Raw genomic sequence first — 23,398 nt, 5'->3', positions numbered from 1 at the left:
TATGGCAACCGGCGAATCTTGACCGCACTATACTTCACAAATGTAAACGAATTTAACCGGACATTGAACTGCCGCAATGTGTTAAAATCTTGTCGAGAAGAATTTTTGCCAGCTTATATTTACTTTCTTTGGTCCACCCGGCCACATGCGGGCTCACCAGAACCTGAGGGAAGGCATACAACTGGCGGTACATTTCCTGCTCTTCCGGGGTATAGGTAGCTGGTTTTTCGTTCGCCAACACATCCAGACAAGCGCCTCTAATTTGTTTATTTTCCAACGCTTCGATCAATGCGATCGTATCGACCACCGGCCCCCGACTTGTGTTGACCAACAAAGCTCCGGGTTTGCATTGATTCAAAAAAGACCGATTTGCCAGTTTCAATGTTTCGTAGTTAAGCGGCAAATGTAGACTGACCACCTCACTCTGCCGGATGGCCGATTCCCGGTCTGAACATTCTTCCACCCACGGATAATCCTTTGCATACCCCGAGGGTTTGTATTTGTCATAGGCTTTAATCCGAACCGAAAAACCCTGTAATTTACGCGCCAGAGCACTGCCTGTATGTCCAAATCCGATGATCCCAATGGTCTTTCCTTCCAATTCGATGCCCCTGTTCTTTTCCCGGTTCCATTGGAAGTTTTTGACTTCCTCATTCGCACGGAGTAAATGATTGTTCCATGCCAGAATCATCCCCATGGCATGTTCGGCTACCGCGTTGCAATTCCCGTCGGGTGAATTGAAGACAGCCACCCCTCTCTTTGCCATTTCTTCCTGATCGATGATCTCCATGCCACTACCCAGCCGGGCCACGAACTCGAGCTGAGGCGCCTCATCAAGCAACCGGGCATCCACTCTGATCTTACTGTTTATCACCAGGCCAGAATAAGGGCGAACCATCTGGATGACTTTTTCAAGTGAAATTTTAGGGTAATAATCTACTTCATACCCATGCGCTCTCAATTCCTCTGGCAGAATCTTATGAACGCCATCTGTGATCAAAATCCTTTTCATGGTGCGTTTTTATCTTCGATATTAAAATTTCTTCTCTTGAATTATAATATTTCTTCACAATTCATCATAAATATAACCGGAGCTTTGTAAATTACCCTATTCATCGTTAAAAACAAGAAAACAAAATCTGGCTGAGTGAATATTCATCAAATATTTAGCATTACAAAATACATCGTAATGTCTTGTTGGCTGCTATCTTCCTGCCAGCCCTCAGGTAAAAACCCAAAATTCAGTGATCCACGAATTACGGCCAATATCAGGTATCTGGAGTCGAGCGGAGAACTTAGTGGCACATGGAGCTTTTACCAACGCAACCAGGTAGACAGTCTGGTTCCCGACGCCAGGCTTCATGAGTTTATCATCAATGGTCAAAAAGTCAAATCTGAAAAGGTCAAAAATAATTACCACATGTATTTGATGAATGATACCCTGATCAGTCACAATCTCAATGTACAAATTCAGCCTTCCAATCAGGTAATATCTATTGCTATGCCCTACATTCCTGTCATCGAATCCGAGCTACTTCAAGTTGGTCTGGACTGGACCTTTACCTGGGACAGCCTGTCCTACAATGTGGGAGATTCGATCCGGCTAGTTCTGTCTGATTCTACCAAAAAGACAGTTCTTACCAATGCCTCTGGACAAGCCGGACAGATCACTATTCCCTATACTCAAACCCGTTACTTGACCCCAGGTTCAGGATTTTACTACTTGATCTCCAAATCCATTCGAAGAAAAAAGACCAATGGCGTTGATTTTGAATACGAGATTGAAGTGTACTCAGATGATGTACCGGTGAAAATTATGTCATGGGATAATTGATCCAAAAGATGCGGAAGTTCGCCAATGGCCAATGGAAGATCGTGCTGTAAGGACCACAACAACAGTGGTACCAATCATGCCGTGTGAATTCACAACAGAAATAATGAATCAATGAACGGATAAAATGGGAATTTAAACTACAATCCGGACTCTTGGATTTTAAAAATAAGAATCAATATCGCACCATTCCTTTGACTTTTCCCACAGTATTCGGGCATATTCAGTATGGTATGATGCTTTCGAGGAAGGTTTCCGCTGCCGGTTGTGCCAATAGGCACCAGATGTCAGGTTCTCCTTGTCTTCCGTCGCCAGGTATACAGAGGTATCCGCACCTTCCCGGGGCGTCAATCCACTCCGGCTGCGAAGATTCCAAATCAGCCGCTGAAAAAAATTGGTATGTTTTGCTCCGATATCAGTATTGACCAGGCCTGGATGCAGTGCATAAACAGACAGATGATCATACACATTCCGCCGTTCAAATTCATAGGTAAACAGAACATTGGCCAGTTTGGAGCGGGCATACGCGCGCAATCCGTGGAATCTGCGATCAAGGTTAAGATTGTCAGCGTCAAAAGAAGCCTGAAAATGGGAATCAGAATTAACACAAATAACCCGGCTTTCCGTACTTTTCACCAAGATTGGAAGTAACAGATGTGTAAGATAAAAGGGCGCAATGTGGTTCACCATAAGTGTTAATTCAATACCGGCTTCATTTTTTCGCGGAGCACTTTGAAAGTAACCGGCATTGTGAATCAGAACATCCAGATATGGACACGCAGCCTGTAGTTCAGCCGCCGCATTTTTCATGGACCTGAAGTCCGATAGATCAAGCAGCACATAATCTACTTTGGGATCCGTTTCGGTATCGTGAATTTCTTTCAACGCTTTCTGGCCTTTTTCCTCACTGCGGACAGTCAAGGTAACACGATGTCCCTTACGTGCCAGGATGCGAGCTGTTTCCAGACCTATTCCACTATTTCCTCCCGTAATTACAATCTGTTTCATATTCTTTACCGTTATTAAAGTAAACTGTACCAATAAAATTATTAAATTTCGATACAAAACTTCATTATGCGCGCAGTATTCATTAAATGCTTATCGGCCATGTTGACTCTGGTTATTCTAAGTTGTCAAAACGCTGATCGGCCCGTTACCAGCCCCGATGCGGTGGAGTTTATTCAGACATATACGGACAGTTTCATCGATTTGTATACAGCCAGTACAGAAGCAGAATGGTTAGCAAATACTCGAATCATCCCGGGTGACACCACCATTTCAAGTCAATTGGAACGGGCAAACAACGCTTTGGCGGCATTCACGGGCGATGCATATAATATCAAAAAAACCAAAGAACTCCTTCAAAATCCGACTGAAATAACGCAAACACAGGAGCGAATCCTAAAAACGATTCTCTTCAAAGCGGGAAACAATCCGGCCACAATGGGAGAGGTTGTCGCACAACGCATTACAGCTGAGAACAACCAAATGGAAACGCTTTACGGATTTGACTATAGGGTCGATAGTGCCCTGGTAACCACTGGGGAGATTGATCAAGCGCTCCGCGAATTAACCGATCCCGCTATGCGCCTGAAGTGGTGGGAGGCATCCAAGGCGGTCGGCAAAGAACTGGATACGGGTTTGCTCCGGCTCCGCAATCTCCGAAACAGCGCTGTACAGGGCCTCGATTATACCAATTATTTTCAGTACCAGGTCTCCGATTACGGCATGTCTTCCGATGAAATGATGACTTTGCTGGAACAGCTCATTTCAGAAGTTTGGCCACTTTACCGGGAACTTCATACCTGGGTCCGCTATGAACTGGCAGAAAAATACAATGCCCCCGAAGTCCCAGAAATGATCCCTGCGCATTGGCTTCCCAACCGCTGGGGACAAGATTGGAGCGCTTTAGTTGAGGTAGAAGGCATTAATCTGGATGAACAACTCAAAAAGCACCCCCCTTCCTGGATTATCGAACAAGGAGAGGCATTTTATAAAAGCCTCGGATTTACGGCCCTGCCAAAAAGTTTCTATGAAAATTCAAACCTGTATCCCCTACCTACAGACTCCGATCACAAAAAAAACAACCATGCTTCTGCCTGGCATATGGATCTTCAAGAAGATGTCCGATGCCTGATGAGTGTGACATCTACTCCCACGTATTATGAAACGGTTCACCATGAACTCGGCCATATATATTACTATTTATCGTATTCCAATCCGCGGGTTCCGCTTTTACTACGTAAGGGAGCAAACAGGGCATTCCATGAAGCAGTGGGAAGCCTAATGGGCCTGGCTGCCATGCAACCCCCTTTCTTAGCCGGACGTGGCTTGATAGATCAACAAGACTATCCTGATTCCCTTCGACAAAAAATACTACTGAAGGAAGCTTTAAATTATGTGGTTTTCATCCCTTTTTCAGCAGGCGTTATGTCTCACTTTGAACACACTTTATACAATACATCAATTGACACATCGACCTTTAACAGTGAATGGTGGAACCTCAAGAAACAGTACCAGGGAATCGTACCACCGTATGAACGGGGACGCCCATACAATGACGCAGCAACCAAAACACACATTAATGATGATGCAGCGCAATACTATGATTATGCGTTATCGTATGTCCTGCTTTTCCAGTTGCATGAGCACATTGCACAGGAAATTCTTCAACAGGATGCACATGCTACCAATTATTATGGAAGTAAAAAAACCGGGGAGTTTATCCGAAGCCTCATGCATAGTGGAGCGAATAACGACTGGCGTCAACTCCTCAAGGAAAAACTGGGAAGTGAATTGTCCGCCAAAGCTTTAGTGAATTATTTCCAACCCCTGATGGAATACCTGAAAAAGGAAAATGAGGGGAGAACATATACCTTGCCAGTGCGGATTCTTTAAAAAAGGAGTTAGGACGCTGCGCTGTTAGGAGTTAGGTTAGTTATTGGGTTATTAGTTATTCAGTTACTGTGTTACACGCTTTCACTTTTTACTTTGAGCTTTCTGCTTGGCCCTTTGAGCTTGCGTCTTTCAGCTTATTTTGCTTTCAGCTTGGCCCTTTGAGCTTATTTTGCTTTCAGCTTGGCCCTTTGAGCTTATTTTGCTTTCAGCTTGGCCCTTTGAACTTTCAGCTATTTTTGCTTTCAGCTTGCATCTGTGAGCTTACTTGCTTGCCGGTTCCACATGGATATGAACGTCGGCTATTTCGGGCAGGCTGTCTTTCAGGTGATCTTTCAGCCGGTGGGCCAGCTCATGCCCCTCATAAACGGTAATCCGGCCATTCACAATGGCGTGCAAATCCACATGATACAGCATTCCGTTCTTGCGAATATAGCATTTTTCAGTATCCAAGATTCCGTCTACTTCAATCGCCAGAATTCGAATGCTCTCAATCAGATCGTGGTGCGTATTTTCGTCCATGACTTCACTCAGGGCGGGTCTGAATATGCGGTAGGCATTGTACAGAATGATTCCCGCTGCCACCAAGGCGGCCCAATCGTCAGCCGCCTCATATCCCTCCCCCATCACCACCGCCACACTAATCCCGATAAAAGCAGCTAAGGAGGTGATGGCATCACTTCGATGGTGCCATGCATCCGCTTCAAGCATCCGACTTTTGGTCTGTTCCCCTTTTCGCCGCATCCATTGATAAAACCCTTCTTTGATGAGAATAATAAGGCCCAGTATGATCAAAACGTAAGGCTCCGGGTCACTATGGGGATGACGGATGTAATATATACTCTGAATAATAATAAAAATAGAAGAAGCAATCAATAATCCGACTACTGCAAAAGTGACCAATGGTTCGGCTTTCCCATGCCCGTACGGATGGTTCCGGTCCGGTGGTCGTGCGGCATAGCGGAGCCCCACCCAGACCAGAATGGAAGATAATATATCAGACACCGATTCGATTCCGTCAGCAATCATTGCAAAAGAATGGCCCAGTACACCAACTACAATCTTGATCCCTGCCAAAAACAGATTGCCTACAATACTATATTGGGCCGCCCGAATAGCGGTTTTGATGCGTGACTGGATCATAACCGGTAATGTAATCGATAAATTTCATTTCTTGGTGTATTAACAAGAATGTTTTACCTTGAGGTATGGTTTCATGAAGCCCCCTAATATTCAACAAAACACCTATGCGCGGAAAAATACACCACCGGATCGACAAAAATCACCTCGGTATTATAACCATCGATAATCAGCCACACAATGCGCTCCCGGCTCATCTATTGGCTGATCTGGAAACCAGCATCCTGGATATGGGTGACAACGATGCCATCCGCGTCATTCTGCTGCAAAGTGCCGGCGACCGGGTGTTTTGTGCCGGCGCCAGCTTTGACGGATTGGCATCAATCCAGGACAAAAAAGAAGGAAAAGAATTTTTCATGGGCTTTGCCCGGGTCATCAACGCACTTCGAAGTTGCGGTAAGATAACCATCGCCCGTGTTCACGGTAAAGCCGTAGGCGGTGGTGTCGGACTATGCAGTGCGGTGGATTATGCCATGGCGAGCAAGTGGGCATCGATCCGACTGAGCGAGCTAAGTCTGGCCATTGGTCCTTTCGTTATCGGACCGGCGGTGGAGCGAAAGATCGGGCTTTCCGGATTTTCTCATCTGGCACTGAATGCCACCGAATGGCAGACCGCAGAATGGGCTCGGTCCAAAGGACTCTTTCAAGAGGTCTTTGAAACCGTCGAACAGCTGGATGCTTACTTGGAAACATTTCTGGATCGATTTCTGGACTACAGCCCGGCGGCCTTAGCCCAATTCAAAAATATGTTTTGGGAGGGGACAGAAGATTGGCCCACAGTCATGGAGCAGCGGGCCGCCCAAAGTGGGAACCTGGTACTGACGGACCAGGCACAGGAGGCTATTCGGAAAGTGAAGAAGAAAGCGTGAAAAGTGATGGTTGATGGTGAAAAAAAATAGGAAAAAACATTTTTAAAACTAGTGTGCAAAATCTTACGTAGTGTATAATATTGATGAGTTCGTGCACCAGCTGAAGGGGAGTAATCTTTTTTAGGAACTCCAGAAACTTGAGAATATAATTTACAGCATCTTATTCCCGAACAATTGAACAAACACCACGCATCAAAATGGATCAAACAGCGAAGCCGGGAACTCGGCTTTAGCCGCATCGGCATTGCCAAAGCGGAAGAACTAACTGAAGAAAAGAAGCAACTCAGGGAATGGTTGAACCGGGGTTATCACGGCGAGATGAGTTATATGGAGAATTATTTTGAGAAGCGGACCGATCCCACCCTACTGGTCGAAGGCACGAAATCAATTATTGTGCTGACCTACAATTACCACAACCCCGCACCGCGTCACCCCGATAGCTACAAGATCTCCCAATATGCTTATGGCAAAGACTACCATTGGGTGATGAAAGAAAAACTCAAAACCTTGCTGGCAGATATCGACCGGGAGATTGCACCCACCAGTGGACGGGTATTTGTGGATTCAGCACCGGTAATGGAAAGCGAATGGGCACAACGGGCCGGTGTAGGCTGGCAAGGAAAAAACACCCTGATCATTCACCCCAAGGCCGGCTCCTACTTTTTCCTCGGTGAAGTCCTTGTCGATATTGAATTGGCCTATGATCAGCCCATCCAGGATTATTGCGGGACTTGCCGGCGATGTATCGATGCCTGTCCGACCGATGCCATAGATGAAAACGGTTATCTGCTGGACGGGAGCAAGTGCATTTCCTTTTCGACCATTGAGAAGAAAGGTCCTATTCCTGAAACCTTCGAAGGAAAAATGGAGGACTGGATCTTCGGCTGTGATATCTGCCAAGAAGTCTGTCCCTGGAACCGATTTTCGACACCGCATGATGAACCGGCATTTGATCCCCATCCAGACCTGCTCTCATTATCGAAGGAGGAATGGCAAAATCTGAGTAGAGAACGGTTTCAGGAACTGTTCCGGAAATCGCCCGTGAAGCGGACAAAGTATGAGGGGTTGAAAAGGAATATTGAGTTTATTGCAGAAAGAGAATCTACCTCTGAAACTTTCTGATACGAATTGCTCCGGGCTGAACCACAACAAGTGAACCAAGAAGATTATCTTCATGATTCAAAATTACCTTTTTCAATATCTCGGTTTTAATAGAAGCTTTCAATCCCATCAATCGAATTAAAATAATTCCTAAAAAACCTAATGCAGCCAAAACAGCTTCTCTTGACAACCGGTGATGCGCATCTAATATCTCTTTTATTGTTTCACCTGCTGATAACTTTTCTAATATTAATTCAACGGTGATCCTTGTCCCCTTTATTACCGGTTTGCCCATCATAATTTCGGGATTAACCTCTATATAGTCTTGATAATTATCCATGTTTCATATTTTAACAGATGCAATGAATGAACAACCAGAGTCCTATTTTAGTTCGCCTTATCAATCCAGCCGTCTTATTCACCTTGCTAAAACTGATCCAACAAACCACCCCCCTGGCCGCCTTTGTCCTGCTTGGCAAAGACTTTTTTCATCAAATCTGTCGTCCGCATAGCTACATTATTGCGAATACCTTCCTCCTCTCGTTCGATGCGCTGAAAAATCGACTTAAGCGCCAAATCAGAGATAAACCCATTAAAATCAGGATTGACTTTTTCTTTAAAAGGCAATTTATTATAGACGTCAGCGATCTTACCCCATTCTTCCAGCGCTCCTACATTTTGCAGGTTATCCTTGGTGATCGCACTAAACTCCTGATAGAGCGGTTGATAGGTCTTACCTTCGAGATACTGCGTGGCCGCATCGTTTTCTCCCCGCATCAATATATCATAGGCATCGGCAAAGGTCAGTTCGTTGATGGCCTGCCGAAAAATGGGCAGAGAAGCCTGAACCGCATCCGTGGTCGCTGTGGTCACCTTTTCGGTGAATCGATTGGCATATTCCTTGACGACCGGCACACTGCTCAATGTCCGGATCACTTCCAAAGCTTCGGGTGGTATTTTCACATCACTTCCATCTGTCAGGAACGAGGGATCCTGAGAAAATTCACGAACCGCTTTTTCTGCCCCCTGATAAAGAGCTTGTTTCAGCGCTTCTCCGATCTGAGCATTAGACAATCCTCCATCTCCGATCACCTCCTGGAGTACATCGCAAGAAGACAATTGAAACACAAGCAGCAATAGTAGTATCTTTTTCATAGTATTCGTTTAGATTTCATGTTATTATACGAATGAAGTAGGAAAATTGCACTTAATTTTTCATTAAATTTTTTAAATAAAGTCTATCTGTGTTCCGATTCTCTTACGAACCTGTATTTTTGTCTTCTATTTAAGAACGCTGACTTGGATTTTAGGGGCATGACTTAGAGATGAATACCAGGTTCGGTATCTCCGCAAAATGAATAAAATCTGTCAGGTTTGTTTGACAAAATAATTAAGTCAACCAGAGCAACCATGGAAAAAAGAACACGCATTGATCAGGTTTTGGCCACAAAGCCCATCGGTGAAATCATTACAGTAAAAGGGTGGGTACGTTCGTTTCGCAACAATCAATTTATTGCGGTAAACGACGGAAGTGATTTTGACAGCCTGCAGATCGTTATTAATCGGGAAAGTTTATCCTCAGATACCCTTAAAAAAATACACCCCGGCGCAGCAGTGGGAGCAAAAGGGACACTGACAGAATCACAAGGTCGGGGGCAGGCCGTGGAACTCAAAGCTGATGAATTGATTGTTTATGGCGAAGCGGACCCCGAGACTTATCCCATTCAACCCAAAAAACACACCAAAGAATTTTTAAGAGAAAACGCACATCTGCGTTTTCGGACGAATACCTTTGGTGCGATTTTCCGGATCCGGCACGAACTATCGTATGCCATTCACAAATTCTTCCATGAACGTAAGTTCTACTACCTCCACTCACCGATCATCACAGCATCTGATGCTGAAGGAGCCGGAGAAATGTTTCGCGTGACTACTCTGGACCCCAACAATCCACCGCTCACCACGGACGGTCAAGTCGATCTGAAAAAAGATTTTTTCGGACGAGAGACCAATCTCACGGTATCTGGCCAATTGGAAGCAGAGCTTGCCGCACTGGCTTTGGGACAGGTGTATACCTTTGGTCCCACGTTTCGGGCAGAAAACAGTCACACCAGTAGACACCTTGCCGAATTTTGGATGGTTGAGCCAGAAGTGGCTTTCAACGACATTAATGACAACATGGATCTTGCGGAAGACATGCTCAAATACCTGATCAACTATGTTCTGGAGCATTGCCGGAAGGATCTTCAATTCCTGCATAATGCCGCTGAAAAAGAAGACAGTCAAAAACCCAAAAACCAACGACCGGACATGGGTTTGATTGATCGACTGGAATTTTGTCTCGAACAAGACTTCGCGCGAATAACCTATACCGAAGCGATCGATATTCTCATGAATTCCAAGCCCAACAAAAAGAAAAAATTCAACTATGTGATCGAAGGTTGGGGCGCAGATCTTCAATCAGAGCATGAACGGTACCTCGTCGAAAAGCACTTTAAGAAACCCGTCATACTCTATAACTACCCTAAGGATATCAAATCTTTCTACATGAAGGTCAATGACGATAATAAAACAGTTCGTGCCATGGACATTTTATTTCCCGGCATTGGTGAAATCATCGGAGGCTCGGAGCGGGAGGAAAACCTGGATGTTCTGAAAAGTCGGATGAAAGAAATGAATATACCCATGGAGGAACTGTACTGGTATCTGGACATCCGAAAGTATGGTTCGTGTCCACACAGCGGGTACGGACTGGGGTTTGAACGCATGGTCCAGTTTGTTACTGGTATGAGCAATATACGAGATGTGATTCCATTCCCCCGCACACCTGGGAATGCTTCGTTTTAAAAGACCACAGTTCAATATTACCTAAGCGCGCCACCTGCCCACGCCAGAATTTAATTACCAGATCTGGAAGATGGTAAAATATTTTTGAAATAAGGGATCTTCTAATTCATTTCGATCACGTTCAAAAGTGGAGAAAGTCCAATTAACCTTTATTAAGGGATCTGTAATTATCTTTAACGCAGTCAAATGCGCCAAAAATCAGACACACATCCTACCTTTGCGGCGTGATGCATAATAGACATATCAATTCTGTATTATATGAAGCAGGCGCGGTCATTATGGTCCTACTTTTGGTCATCGCACCGTGCAAGATTCGTAATTCCATCGAATCTGCCCTTGGGGTGGAGAATACAACCGCGATCAATAAAAGCAAAGCCAGCTTCAATGACAACTCGTGTCATACGATTGATGGTTTACCTGCTTCTGAGATTGTCTCTAAGAATGCAATAAATCCACCTGTGACGTCGGCAGTTGCTACGGGGACAAGTCCGATCGGTTTTCCTCTTTTATCCAATACCCATTTTTCACCATATCTTAGGAAAGAGAAATCCGTCTCACCGGTTCCCTATTATCTGTTGTACAGACAGTTCAGAGCTTACCTGACTTAAGCATTCTTTACTGGGGCTGGCCAATATGATGCACCAATATTATATCATCGCCACCCCCAACACCTGACCACATTTTCCACAATCAACACGACCTGCTGACTAAGGCGTTCCATCCTGAACATTGATCAGCAACCCATTTATCTGCATTTTTCGACACAGCATTTTTGATCTGATCAATCCCGTTGGAATCATTAAGATACCGGGTTGAGCAGGCTTTATTTTATCACTTTCAAAATCAAACCGATCTATGAATAATACTAAAAACGATCCGGGGTTAATGACCCTGGCCATCCGGATGGTCGTAGGCTGGACCTATTTCTCAGCCTTTTACCGAAGAGTTATACTAGCCGACAAGCTCGATCCCGCGGGGGCAGGATACATCGGCGAAAAATTCAATCACTTTTTACCCAACGCCCTCGGAATAAAACCCATTATCCAGTATCTGGTAGAAAATCCGGACGCACTGTGGTGGGCCATGGTGGTCTTTACCATCATCGAAGGGATCGTCGGTTTGTTTATCATTTTTGGTCTGTTTACCCGGCTGATGAGTATAGGTGTATTCGGACTCGCGATGGGTATTCTACTGGGTTCCGGTTGGATCGGGACGACCTGCCTGGACGAATGGCAGATCGGGGTGCTCGGTATCGCGACGGGATTCACACTGTTCCTGACCGGCAGCGGCATGTACTCCGTCGACAACTATCTGATGCGTCGGAACCATCCATGGACCCAAAAGAAATGGTTTCCGTGGATCGGATCCGGAACCATTCCACTCAAAGACAAGATCTTTCCGGGTTTTGTACTCACGGGATCACTGGTGATTCTGGGGTTGACCCTAATGACCAATCAGGTGTTTCACAATGGTTTGTGGGGCAATTTACACAATAAATCGGTCAAGCCTAAGCTTGAGATTACAGCAGGTCAACTAAATAATGGACTTACTTTTGATGTATACAGAACAGAAGGGGTCGACGTATATGGTGCCTGGATCATCGGAATTGAGCTGACAGACGATCAGAACAACACGATTTTTAGTCTCTCCAATGATGAATTAGCCGATCTGGATTCACGACACATCGACAACTATTATGTCGCCCGGGTCAAACCCGGCAAACATAGTCTGGTCATCCCCCTGGGAGCTAAAGCTAAAATGCATCTGGACCAGGATCCGCTGATGGATTTACCAGCCGGCCAATACACCCTTACAATCACAGACATCAGCGGAGCAAGTTGGAAACATGATATAGTCAAATAAACCAAGTTGTTGAAAAGTAAACGCACATCGCTCAAAGGGGACCTGCGCAGAGGCTTTCTTTTGGGCGATTTTTTAACCCGCTGTATTCAATACGTCTTGTAACCAAAATGTCCTCGACGCTGTTCGCGGAGGCTCAAAGTTCCTTGAACAAAAGACGATGGACGACCATTGATCTCCACTGTAGCGAGACTTCTTTCAGATTTCCCAATTTTAGATGACGATTGACTTTGTCGGGTTAAGTTGACGGAACCCATTTATTTGGGTGCCCGATTCATCAAAAGAAGACGTGTGCTTTCAACGATTGCCATTCTTCTTTATCCCTTCTTCGATCATTTCATTCACCGTTTCTTCTTCGTCGTCATCCAGGTTATCTTCATTTTGTTGTCCCGGTGCCTGAAGATTAATAAAAAAACGACACAATACCGGAAAATGATCAGAACCTATATCTTCTTGAGCTATCAGATCCTTTATAAAGACTTCCTTTGAGTGGAAGACCAAATCTATGGGGCAACGGAGTAACGGATACCTTACCGGAAAGGTGGGTACAAACCCCCGGCCAATACGCGGATCAATCAAACCCGACGTTTTTCGAAATAATTTGGAAGCCCGAGCCCAGGCCACATTGTTAAAGTCTCCTACAGCTATCACCGGATGGTCAATCTCCCGGATGCGTTTGGCTATAGACATCAAATCGCCATCTCTTTCTTTGGAAGTGGGCTCTTCTGTAGGGCTTGGCGGAGGGGGATGAACGCCAAAAAAGGTGAATTCATGTCCGTTCTCTGTTGTTAAGCGCGCTTCAATACTAGGAAGATCATCTGCCACAAAAAAATGTGCCTTAATATCTTTTACTTTCAATCGGGTGTAAAAGTGCATCCCGTAACAATTCTCCAAAGGGATCTTCTTGTAATGAGGATAGTTCTTTTCAATCACGGTCAAAACATCCTCCCATGCCTGATTGGTCTCCAGGGTCAGAATAATGTCCGGGCTCAATTTTTGGATCAGCCGGATCAGCCGATCGTATTCTTTATTAAATTGGTACACATTGGCCGACAAAATAGTCACATCGCCAGAGTGATTTTCTACAACATCGTATTTTGTGGGGCGATACCATGCCGTGTAGGGAAATAATATCCAGATATTTTGAATAATAATTCCGCCAAGTATAGCCGCTCCGATCCAAAATAAAATGTTTTTATCCTGTACAAAGATCAGCCCGACCAAAAAAAGGACGATCTGCAACACCAAAAGCTGAATTCGACCAAAATCGCTAGCCCTGAATACCCAATGGGGATGTCGTATCATCGGGAAGAAGTGGATGACTACCAACAAACCAATAAGGATATAAAATACAGTGTTCAAGGTTCCATATCTAAGATACCTAAATATAACCAAAATTTAAGGAAAGCTCAAAATCGGCTGTTGTTAAAACCCTAATGCCACTTTTCGATGGATCCTGAAGTTTTTTCCCACCATCTGCATAATGTAAAAACCGGGGGGCAGTATCGGCAAATCCAGTCTAACTTTTTCTCCTTCACGGATATCAGCTTCTGATTTAAATTGAAGCCGGCCATTCAAATCATGAATAAACACGTTCACTTGATCCGATTGCTTTGCACCTGCTTCTAAAATAAGGTAACGACCGGCCGGATTGGGATATGTTCGGAACTCAGGCTCGATTTCATCACAATTCGGATGGATCAATTTTTCCTGAGTCGTCCGCAATCCCAGCGGGTCTTCGACCGACAGCTGTATCCGGTAGTAATAGGTTTCTATGCCACAGCCCAATGGTTCAATAAGCGCCACTCCGGATCTGGTATCATACTGAGCTTCCTGATGGAAATGGGTGTTGTGATGTAGGAAAACGCGCCAGTCATACGTCAAAGATTCCTGTCCGTGCTCTTCATCAGAAACCTCAGCTTCCAACGGCCACTCAGTGGGTTGACGGAGACTGTATTGATCACCGACACTGATACTCGTGATGTTTACTTTAGGCGGTGTATTATTGACGGAAACAAAAATCTTCTTTCGGGTCGTTGCCCCAAATTGATCAGATACCGCGAGCTGAACCTCAAAGGATTGTGGTTCATCGCTGACAAAGGTATGTTCAGTCACCGCTTTGGTACTCGAATCACGACCACCGAAATCCCACAAAAAAGAAAGAGAATCGCCTTCCGGGTCATAGGACCCAGAGGCATCAAAAGTCACAGTGAGCGGTGCTGGGCCATAGATGGTATCCGGGGTGCTTACAATGACGGGCTTCCGGTTGCCTTCAAACCGCAACCGCTGAATACGATGCGGATCATGTGTAACAATATAAATATTCTCATCATAGGGATTTTCAGATATGTGAACTACTCCCCCAATATCATTTGACCATTCCTCAATAGCGGTCACCTGGTGATCATTGTCAAAATTTAGCACCCGCAACCAGCCCTGAAAATCACCATGAAAATAAGCATTTTTCATCGTATCCGGATATCCGTCCAGCGTATAAAAAACACCGGCGATGGTGGAGCTTCCACTAAAATCAACGCCATGTTCTATCGTTGAGGATGGGTCATGAATGCCCACCGCTCTGGACTCACCGGATTCCGTATATCCCGGCGTCTGAGTCGTAACCGTATCACTGATCCAATTAACATACGAAAGAGCAGGCCGCTGATGCACAAACAAAGGAACAGAGTCAGGAATAGCGACACCCGGACCACAAGGATGCACGAATTTAGCACTATGATCTTTCCGGGATTGCACGATAAGATCCTTGAAGTAAAAATGGGTTTGACCACATCGGTTCTCAGGAATATTAGCTTCATAGTTCGGTACCTTTTTGTCTCGAAACAAGTAATACGATTCGATTCCCTGATAAACCGGCCAACCGTAGTTCAATCCCGGACCATCAACGATATTAATCTCTTCCCAGCTCCAGTCACCCACATCACCCACTAAAATGTTTCCAGGGCCGGATCTTGGTCCGGCAGCAGCAATATCAGGATAGCGCGTCATCCGAAAAGGATTCCGGAACCCCAATGCCCAAACCTTGGAAATGGGTTCATCAGCACGATCAGAGTCATAAAACGGATTGGAAGCCAAACCTGCTCCAGTATCAGGGTTAATTCTTAGTATTTTCCCACAATACGTATTCAGATACTGAGAACGGTACGCGCCGATGTTCTCCGCTTCGGTAATAATCCCGTCCTTTAGGGCCTGTTGATCAAATGCTAGGTTGGGGAAAGGGGGTTGACCAACAAAATCTTTCCCCGGCGCACTTCCATCTCCCACAGAGAAAAGCAAGCTGGTATCGCGACCAAATAATAAGGTACCTATGCCATGAGATGTCGTGGTGATCGGAATCCCATCCTGAGGAGTCTGTCCAACAATCACTTTTCGGCTATCTTTCATGATTTGACTGCGGTCCGACGGATCAACAGTATACCGTGTAATCCGACCAATGGTGGCATTATTATAGTCATTTATTTTGTTGTCATACCGGGGTGTACCGGCATGGTTAAGATGGTGTCGATCTACGACATACATTAAGTAGATCCAACCATTGTTCTTGAAATCGGGGTGAAGGGCAAGTCCCAGCATGCCGTGATCACTCCAAAACCCCACCTCCTCCGAAATATCCAATACGGGCTGGTCATTTAATTCACCCTCCGTGACCAACCAGACCATTCCATCCTGGGTCCATACATACGAATCTTCGGTTCCCGTGTGTGCTATGCCCACCGGATAATTGATCTGACTGGTCACTTCTTCCAAATAAAACCCATCGGGTAATTTCTGTGCGAACAGCCCAGGAACTCCCATTATGAAACACAGAAAAAGTAAAAACCGAATCATAGAGTGAATTTACAAATAGTGAGATTTATTATACGATGATTTCATGATAGACCAACGTTCAACAAGGATCCATGTTGCATCGACTCCCGCCTGTGTGAAATGTTACATACGGTCTGGCCCCATGTTTCTAAGCGTGGAGGATACTGCTGGTAATTAATGCTTTAAGAAAAAAAGTCCCCCGAGTAGTTTTGGATAAAATGAGATATAAAATCCAAGATAGATCATCTCTCCCGGGGGACCTGGTAAATGGGATAAGACAAATCTAAGAACTTTCAACTAGATGACTCAAAATTCACCTTACATTAACTTTTATCTGAAAAATCTATGATTGTACTACGGGATAGCCATCAATTATACCTCGGGCAAACCATGGTATATTCATTCCATCGATAAACTAATTGATGGCTCTTAGCTGGGTTTTTCAATAGTTGTTCAGCGATTCAAAGCCGGTCTTGGCGGATCTTAGTCCATCACTTTATCTGTTGAAAAAGAGCTGCTGATGTATTCTCGGTTCATCCGTGCGATATTAGCCACGCTGATCTCTTTGGGACATTCCGCTTCACATGCGCTAATGTTCGAACAGTTTCCAAATCCTTCTTTGTTCATTTGCGCTACCATGCGTTGTACCCGACGTTTGGACTCCACATCTCCCTGAGGCAATTGTGTTAAGTGAGACACTTTGGCACCGGTAAACAAGACCGCACTGGCATTAGGACATGCTGCAACACAGGCTCCACACCCGATACATGCCGCTGCATCAAATGCACTGGATGCCTGATCTTTTTCGATTGGAATAACATTCCCATCGGGCGCCTGTCCGGTATCCACCGAAATATAACCTCCCGCTTGAATAATCCGGTCAAAAGCGGAACGGTCAACGACCAAATCCTTGACTACCGGAAAGGAGTTTGCTCGGAATGGTTCGATCAGGATGGTTTCGCCATCGTTAAAGTGTCGCATATGTAGTTGACAGGTGGTCGTTGCTTTTAGTGGACCATGTGGCTGTCCGTTAATCATCATTCCACAGGTGCCGCAGATTCCTTCCCGGCAATCATGGTCAAAAGCGACGGGTTCTTTTTTTTGTTCAATCAACTCTTGATTGAGCACATCCAGCATTTCCAAAAATGACATCTCTTCACTGGCCTCGACCTGGTAGGTTTCGAACCCTCCGGTTTCCTCCCTGTCTTTTTGCCTCCATATTTTTAGCGTAAGTTTCATGCTTCGTACGTTTTTTACTCTTATTGTATATGTTTGCGGTCAGCGTTGAAGACTTTCCGCCTCTTTTCATCACAATGGATGATCAGGTAATCTGATGCTTCTCTATTTATAACTCCGCACCTTCAGTTCAACATTTTCAAATACTAGTTTTTCTTTATGCAGTTCCGGCTCCTCTTCATCCCATTCCCAGGCTGAAACATAGGCGTATTCTTCATCCCGTCGTAAGGCTTCACCGTCTTCGGTCTGGTACTCTTCTCGGAAGTGTCCGCCGGCCGATTCTTCCCGGTCCAGGGCATCGAGAATCATCAGTTCGCCCATTTCCATAAAGTCCGCCACCCGCAGTGCTTTTTCCAACTCGGGGTTGAATTCATTTCGATCACCCGGAATATAAACCTCTTTCCAATACCGGTCTCTGAGTTCTCGAATCATGGCCCGGCCTTTCAGAAGTCCCTCTCGATTTCGTGCCATCCCGCAATATTCCCACATAATGTGTCCCAGTTCCCGATGAAAAGTATCCACAGATACCTCACCATTGATATCCATCAAACGATCGATCCGTTCATTTACTTCTTTCTCTGCTTTCAAAAACTCCGGCGTATCATTGGGAATCGGAGGGGTTTGTATTTCTTGGGACAAAAACTGTCCAATGGTATAGGGTATCACAAAATAGCCATCGGCCAGGCCCTGCATCAGTGCGGAGGCTCCGAGCCTGTTAGCACCGTGGTCAGAAAAATTACATTCACCCAATGCAAATAGACCATCTACATTGGTCTGAAGATTATAATCGACCCAGAGTCCACCCATGGTATAATGAACAGCGGGGTAGATCATCATCGGTGTTCTATAAGGATCATCGCCCGTGATTTTTTCGTACATTTCAAAGAGATTGCCATATTTTTGCTCGATCACTTCTACGCCATACTTGCGGATGGTCGATGCATCTGGGTTGTGAATTCCATGCTGATGCGCTGCTGCTTTTCCATACCGTTCAATCGCTGCATTAAAATCCAGAAATACAGCCAATCCTGTCGCGTTTACCCCATACCCCCGATCGCAAGCCTGCTTTGCAGCGCGACTCGCCACATCACGTGGCACCAAATTCCCAAACGCAGGGTACCGTCGTTCTAGATAATAATCCCGGTCTTCTTCCGGAATATCGTTCGGTGATTTTTGTTTACTTCGGATAGCCTCTACATCTTCTTTCTTTTTGGGGACCCATACTCGTCCATCATTACGCAATGATTCTGACATGAGTGTCAGTTTGGACTGATACGATCCAGACACCGGGATACAGGTTGGATGAATCTGAGTATAGCATGGATTGGCCATATAAGCTCCTCGTTGAACAGCCCGCCAAGCTGCGGTCACATTACACCCCATGGCATTGGTAGACAAATAAAACACATTGCCGTATCCACCGGTAGCCAATACAACGGCGTGTGCCGAATGGCGTTCAATTTCACCTGTGATCAGATTGCGGACGATAATGCCCCGGGCTTTGCCATCGATGATAACGATATCCAGCACCTCGTGCCTGGTAAACAATTCAACTTGCCCTGAAGATACCTGGCGGGACAACGCTGAATAGGCACCGATAAGCAATTGCTGACCGGTTTGCCCCCGGGCATAAAAAGTCCGGGATACCTGTACACCACCAAATGAACGGTTTGCTAACAGTCCGCCATACTCCCGCGCAAACGGGACACCCTGAGCGACGCACTGATCAATAATGTTTGCGCTTACTTCTGCCAGCCGATACGTATTGGCTTCCCGGGAACGGTAGTCTCCGCCTTTGATGGTGTCATAAAAAAGCCGGTAAACGCTATCCCCGTCATTCTGGTAATTTTTAGCTGCATTAATTCCACCCTGCGCTGCTATACTGTGTGCCCGTCGTGGTGAATCATGAAAGGTATAGGCTTTGACCTTATACCCCAACTCAGCCAGAGAAGCGGCTGCAGAGGATCCGGCCAATCCGGTCCCCACCACAATGACTTCCAGATGGCGCTTGTTGTTCGGAGCAACCAAATTCATGGACCCTTTATAATTTTCCCACTTTTCCTCCAGGGGGCCTTCTGGAATCTTGGAATCCAGTTTTATGTTTTGTTCTGCTTCGGCAGTATTGTCTTTCGCTATTGTACTCATCTCACTCAATTGTTATCTTACAAAATATATATACAGCGGGATCAAAGCAAATCCCAGCGGCACGACCACTGAAAAAACCAATCCGATTCCTTTGATGATTGGTGTGTATTTTGGATGATTCCACCCCAAGGTCTGAAAAGCACTGTAAAAACCATGCTTCAGGTGAAAAAACAACGCGATCTGTCCGATCACGTACAGCACCACGATCCACCAAACACTGAAAGCGGTATTGACCCGGGTATACAGGTCATTGACCGGGTAATTCACCCCGTCGTATTTTACCATATCGAGTTGGCCCATCTTCATTTTCAACCAAAAATCCCCCATATGCATAAATAGAAAAGCCAAAATCAGCAGACCCAAAACAGCCATGTTCCGTGAAGCAAAATCCGCTTCCCGAAAATTGAGTTGGCGGTAATTCTTTTTACGGGACTTCCGATTGTGGATGGTGACTACAATTCCCTGGATGGCATGGAGTACGATAAAGAAATATAATCCAAAAGATATCGTTTTAACCAATCCATTGTGCGTCATAAAATACGCATAGGTATTGAACGAAAAACCATCGTCTTCGTTCAACAATTGTAAGTTCCCAACTAAATGGACTACTAAAAATAGGATTAAAAACAATCCCGTCAGACTCATGATTAGCTTTCGACCTATCGATGAGGTGAAAAAACGTGACAACCAATTCATATATGACAGCTTTTTACTATTATTGTATTTTAACGTCCAAAACTAAAAATTATCAAAGTGAACCTGTCAATATCAAAAGAATAATTAATTATTTAGAACGCATCTAAATCCTTTCAGATAATTTCCAGTAGTTTTGCACTTATTATTATCGCGAACAGTAGACCACATGGGCCGAATTTCCAACGTTAAGTTATTTACCAAATATATCGATCTGTATCAGACCATTTCCTTCCCGATTACCTTGCACAAAGATGCACATCATGACTTTAGTAAACAAAATAAATCCATCAAACCAGAGCTTTTAGAAGCTTATGTAACTCCACATATCGGAACCAATGATGACGAGTACACCGAATATATCCCGTGTTTTCAACTGAAGGCAGAAAAGAATTTTATTGCCATTGTTTTGTGGCGGGCTGCACTATTGGAATACGAATACTATGTCATGACGTATAACAATGCAGGTGATCTGATCCACCAACAAGTGATTGCAGGGATGAAATCAGATGGAGAACACATCATTACTCGGATCGCCATCATCGATGACGACACCAATATTCATATGGTAGAAGGTGCCATGAATGATAAAAACGAAACAGATTACGACCCCGAAAACACTCGGGAATACACCTTCGAAATCACGCCTGATGGTTTCATCAGCTTAGAACATTAAACAATTATGAAGAAGAAAAAATATAATCGAAAACCAAAGAAGTTAACCTCAGATGACCTGAGGGAAAAGCTCAAAACTAAATTTTTTAAAAACCCATCACAAACCTATAATGCCAAACAAATCATGCATTCGGAGTCTTTCTCAAACAATAAGGACTCAGTCAATCATGCATTGAATCACCTGTCCAACGAAGGATTTCTCATCGAATTAAATGAGAATCGTTTTAAATTCAATAAAAACAGCGTGAAAAACAGCCGCATATTTGAAGGGAAGGTCGATATGACAAAACACGGTTCGGCTTATATAATAAGCGATGGATTGGAATCTGATGTTTTTGTCCCACGAAAACGACTCAAGGGTGCCCTGGACAATGACCGTGTAGAAGTCATGGTCCTCAGCAAATCCCAAAACAAATACACCGGAGAGGTCATCAAAATCGTCCAAAGAAACACCACCCACTTTGTGGGAAAATACCAATCCAGCAAATCTTTTGGCTTCGTACTGCCGCTCAACAATTCTATACAATTTGACATCTATGTGCACGACGATGACAACCACGGAGCCAAGAACGGGGATACCGTGATCGTCAAGGTGGACAAGTGGCCAACCTCCTCCCGCAAGAGTCCCATCGGACACATCGAGCGGATCCTGTCCGAAGATGACATGAATGAAGTTCGGATGCAATCTATTTTGGCCGAACAAGGCTTTAGTGAAATTTTTCCGGCCGAAGTGGAGAAAGAAGTCGCTGGAATGCACTTTGATCTCAACAAAAAGGAACGGGAACGCCGTCGGGATTTCAGAGATGTAGCTACGGTAACCATAGACCCCTTTGATGCAAAAGATTTTGATGATGCAATTTCTCTAAAACACCTGGAGAACGGGCAAATTGAAATAGGGGTTCATATCGCCGATGTAACCCACTATGTCAAACCAAACACCGCTCTGGACAAAGAAGCCTACAAGCGATCCACCTCCGTATACCTTGTAGATCGGACGGCTCCAATGCTTCCTGAGAAACTTTCCAACGAATTGTGCTCATTGAGACCGAACGAAGACAGCATGACTTTTTCAGCAGCTTTTGTTCTGGACAAAGACTTCGGTGTCATCAAGTCCTGGTTCGGCAAAAGCATTATTCATTCTGATTATCGGTTTAGTTATGAAGATGCGCAGGATATTATCAATGGAGATCAAACCAATGAATTTCAAGATGAACTTAGACTTCTCAATAAGGTCGCCAAGACGTTGCGAGAACGCAGAATGAAAAAATCATCCCTGGAATTTGAAACGGATGAAATAAAAATTATCCTGGATGAGGACAAAAAGCCAATAGATATTAAGATCAAGGAACGATTGGACACCCACTTACTGGTTGAGGAATTTATGCTCCTTGCCAACAAACAAGTCGGCACCTTTATGGCCAATCGGGACAAACCCAATGTACCATTTATCTATCGGATTCATGATTTGCCGGATGAAGATCGAATGACTGATTTTGCCTTGTTGCTTAAAGAAATGGGCTTTCAGTTCTATATGGACAGTCCACAAGCCATCAAAAGTTCCATTAAACGACTTAATGAGGCGGCCAAAGCGGATGAAGCACTGAAAATGATCCAGCCCATGGCGATTCGAATGATGTCCAAAGCGGTCTATTCAACGGACAACATTGGACACTTTGGTCTCGGATTTGAGAACTACAGTCATTTCACATCTCCTATTCGTCGTTATTCCGATGTGCTGGCTCACCGGATATTGCAGCAAAACCTGGACAAGATCACCCGATTCAACAAACAGGAATTGGAGGCACAATGTGTTCACATTTCCAATCAGGAACGAAAGGCCATGGAAGCGGAGCGGGATTCCATCAAGTATAAAAAGGCAGAGTTCATGAAACGCCACATTGGTGAAGAATATGACGGCATCGTCTCCGGGATTATTGACCGTGGGGTTTTTGTTCAGATTACTGAAAACCATTGTGAAGGGATGGTTCCTTTCGATCGGTTTGACGAAAATTACGATGTGGCGGAAAGTCGACTGGAAGCCGTCGCCCGTGAATCCAAAGATGTTCTGAAAGTAGGGGACAAACTCCGGGTCAAAATCATCGATGTCGATGTATCTCGTGCAGAGGTAGATATGGATTTGGTGTTTTAGAAAAACTAAGCAGAGCCCGTTGCCGGATTCTGCTTAGTTTTTAAATTGTGGTTTGCCCTTGTGTTACAAAAGCTCCCCCTTGGGATGCCCATTGCGCGCCCCGGTACGCGGCATGGCACAGCGCTTATATTG

18 protein-coding genes and 1 pseudogene are annotated in these 23,398 nt (G+C 44.9%); 9 read left to right on the top strand and 10 right to left on the bottom strand.

Annotated elements, in window-relative coordinates:
• Positions 1–52: 52 nt before the first annotated feature.
• A complete protein-coding gene (locus tag KUV50_RS00260) occupies positions 53–1,012 on the bottom strand; it encodes an NAD(P)-dependent oxidoreductase (RefSeq protein ID WP_222578068.1) in 960 nt (319 codons plus the stop codon).
• Between the two features lie 177 nt (positions 1,013–1,189).
• On the opposite strand from KUV50_RS00260, the gene KUV50_RS00255 reads away from it, so the two are divergent.
• Entirely contained in the window at positions 1,190–1,834 is a 645-nt protein-coding gene (locus KUV50_RS00255; protein ID WP_222578067.1) for a hypothetical protein, read from the top strand.
• A gap of 159 nt (positions 1,835–1,993) precedes the next feature.
• Here KUV50_RS00255 and KUV50_RS00250 read toward each other — a convergent pair whose 3' ends face one another.
• Positions 1,994–2,839, bottom strand: a complete 846-nt coding sequence (locus tag KUV50_RS00250) for an SDR family oxidoreductase (protein ID WP_222578066.1) — start codon at positions 2,837–2,839, stop codon at positions 1,994–1,996.
• A gap of 66 nt (positions 2,840–2,905) precedes the next feature.
• Between KUV50_RS00250 and KUV50_RS00245 the strand changes: the two genes are divergently transcribed.
• Entirely contained in the window at positions 2,906–4,729 is a 1,824-nt protein-coding gene (locus tag KUV50_RS00245; protein WP_222578065.1) for a M2 family metallopeptidase, read from the top strand.
• Positions 4,730–4,990: 261 nt separating this feature from the next.
• Here KUV50_RS00245 and KUV50_RS00240 read toward each other — a convergent pair whose 3' ends face one another.
• Positions 4,991–5,869, bottom strand: a complete 879-nt coding sequence (locus tag KUV50_RS00240; RefSeq protein WP_222578064.1) for a cation diffusion facilitator family transporter — start codon at positions 5,867–5,869, stop codon at positions 4,991–4,993.
• 104 nt (positions 5,870–5,973) lie between these two features.
• Here KUV50_RS00240 and KUV50_RS00235 point away from each other — a divergent pair, with 104 nt between their 5' ends.
• Entirely contained in the window at positions 5,974–6,735 is a 762-nt protein-coding gene (locus tag KUV50_RS00235) for an enoyl-CoA hydratase/isomerase family protein (RefSeq protein ID WP_261394941.1), read from the top strand.
• Between the two features lie 174 nt (positions 6,736–6,909).
• The gene (gene queG / locus KUV50_RS00230) at positions 6,910–7,857 is read left to right on the top strand and encodes a tRNA epoxyqueuosine(34) reductase QueG (protein WP_222578063.1); all 948 of its coding nucleotides are present in this window, start codon (positions 6,910–6,912) and stop codon (positions 7,855–7,857) included.
• Positions 7,858–7,990: 133 nt separating this feature from the next.
• On the opposite strand, the pseudogene KUV50_RS19630 reads toward queG, so the two are convergent.
• Both KUV50_RS19630 and KUV50_RS00220 read right to left on the bottom strand, forming a co-directional pair.
• Positions 7,991–8,176, bottom strand: a pseudogene (locus KUV50_RS19630) (DUF433 domain-containing protein); the annotation flags it as partial.
• Positions 8,177–8,262: 86 nt separating this feature from the next.
• Positions 8,263–8,991: a DUF4197 domain-containing protein gene (locus KUV50_RS00220; protein WP_222578061.1), complete on the bottom strand. Its 729-nt coding sequence runs from the start codon at positions 8,989–8,991 to the stop codon at positions 8,263–8,265.
• Between the two features lie 255 nt (positions 8,992–9,246).
• Between KUV50_RS00220 and asnS the strand changes: the two genes are divergently transcribed.
• The 3 genes from asnS to KUV50_RS00205 all read left to right on the top strand — a co-directional run bounded on the left by asnS (position 9,247) and on the right by KUV50_RS00205 (position 12,546).
• Entirely contained in the window at positions 9,247–10,683 is a 1,437-nt protein-coding gene (asnS, locus tag KUV50_RS00215; RefSeq protein WP_222578060.1) for an asparagine--tRNA ligase, read from the top strand.
• Positions 10,684–10,910: 227 nt separating this feature from the next.
• Positions 10,911–11,291 (top strand): hypothetical protein, encoded by a 381-nt coding sequence (locus KUV50_RS00210; RefSeq protein ID WP_222578059.1) that lies wholly within the window; start codon positions 10,911–10,913, stop codon positions 11,289–11,291.
• A gap of 247 nt (positions 11,292–11,538) precedes the next feature.
• On the top strand, positions 11,539–12,546 hold the full coding sequence (locus KUV50_RS00205; RefSeq protein ID WP_222578058.1) for a TQO small subunit DoxD: 1,008 nt from the start codon (positions 11,539–11,541) through the stop codon (positions 12,544–12,546).
• Positions 12,547–12,840: 294 nt separating this feature from the next.
• Here KUV50_RS00205 and KUV50_RS00200 read toward each other — a convergent pair whose 3' ends face one another.
• From KUV50_RS00200 to KUV50_RS00180, 5 genes are all read right to left on the bottom strand, one after another.
• Positions 12,841–13,905 (bottom strand): endonuclease/exonuclease/phosphatase family protein, encoded by a 1,065-nt coding sequence (locus KUV50_RS00200; RefSeq protein WP_222578057.1) that lies wholly within the window; start codon positions 13,903–13,905, stop codon positions 12,841–12,843.
• Positions 13,906–13,968: 63 nt separating this feature from the next.
• Positions 13,969–16,389, bottom strand: coding sequence for a PQQ-dependent sugar dehydrogenase (locus KUV50_RS00195; protein WP_222578056.1), 2,421 nt, complete (start codon positions 16,387–16,389; stop codon positions 13,969–13,971).
• Positions 16,390–16,851: 462 nt separating this feature from the next.
• Entirely contained in the window at positions 16,852–17,607 is a 756-nt protein-coding gene (locus tag KUV50_RS00190) for a succinate dehydrogenase/fumarate reductase iron-sulfur subunit (protein ID WP_222578055.1), read from the bottom strand.
• A gap of 102 nt (positions 17,608–17,709) precedes the next feature.
• A complete protein-coding gene (locus KUV50_RS00185; RefSeq protein ID WP_261394940.1) occupies positions 17,710–19,749 on the bottom strand; it encodes a fumarate reductase/succinate dehydrogenase flavoprotein subunit in 2,040 nt (679 codons plus the stop codon).
• Between the two features lie 12 nt (positions 19,750–19,761).
• Positions 19,762–20,445: a succinate dehydrogenase cytochrome b subunit gene (locus tag KUV50_RS00180; RefSeq protein WP_222578054.1), complete on the bottom strand. Its 684-nt coding sequence runs from the start codon at positions 20,443–20,445 to the stop codon at positions 19,762–19,764.
• Between the two features lie 166 nt (positions 20,446–20,611).
• Between KUV50_RS00180 and KUV50_RS00175 the strand changes: the two genes are divergently transcribed.
• Together KUV50_RS00175 and rnr are read left to right on the top strand one after the other, a co-directional pair.
• Complete coding sequence (locus KUV50_RS00175; RefSeq protein ID WP_222578053.1) at positions 20,612–21,118, top strand: hypothetical protein; 507 nt, start codon at positions 20,612–20,614, stop codon at positions 21,116–21,118.
• A 6-nt stretch (positions 21,119–21,124) separates the two neighbouring features.
• Positions 21,125–23,266 carry a ribonuclease R gene (gene rnr, locus KUV50_RS00170; protein ID WP_222578052.1) on the top strand — a complete coding sequence of 714 codons (2,142 nt, stop codon included), beginning with the start codon at positions 21,125–21,127 and terminating at the stop codon, positions 23,264–23,266.
• The last annotated feature ends 132 nt before the right edge of the window (positions 23,267–23,398 follow it).

Source organism: Membranihabitans marinus, from assembly GCF_019802045.1.
Lineage (GTDB): Bacteria > Bacteroidota > Bacteroidia > Chitinophagales > Saprospiraceae > Membranihabitans > Membranihabitans marinus_A.
The sequence above is the reverse complement of the archived record's forward strand: the minus strand, read 5'-3'. Positions and strand labels throughout refer to the sequence as shown.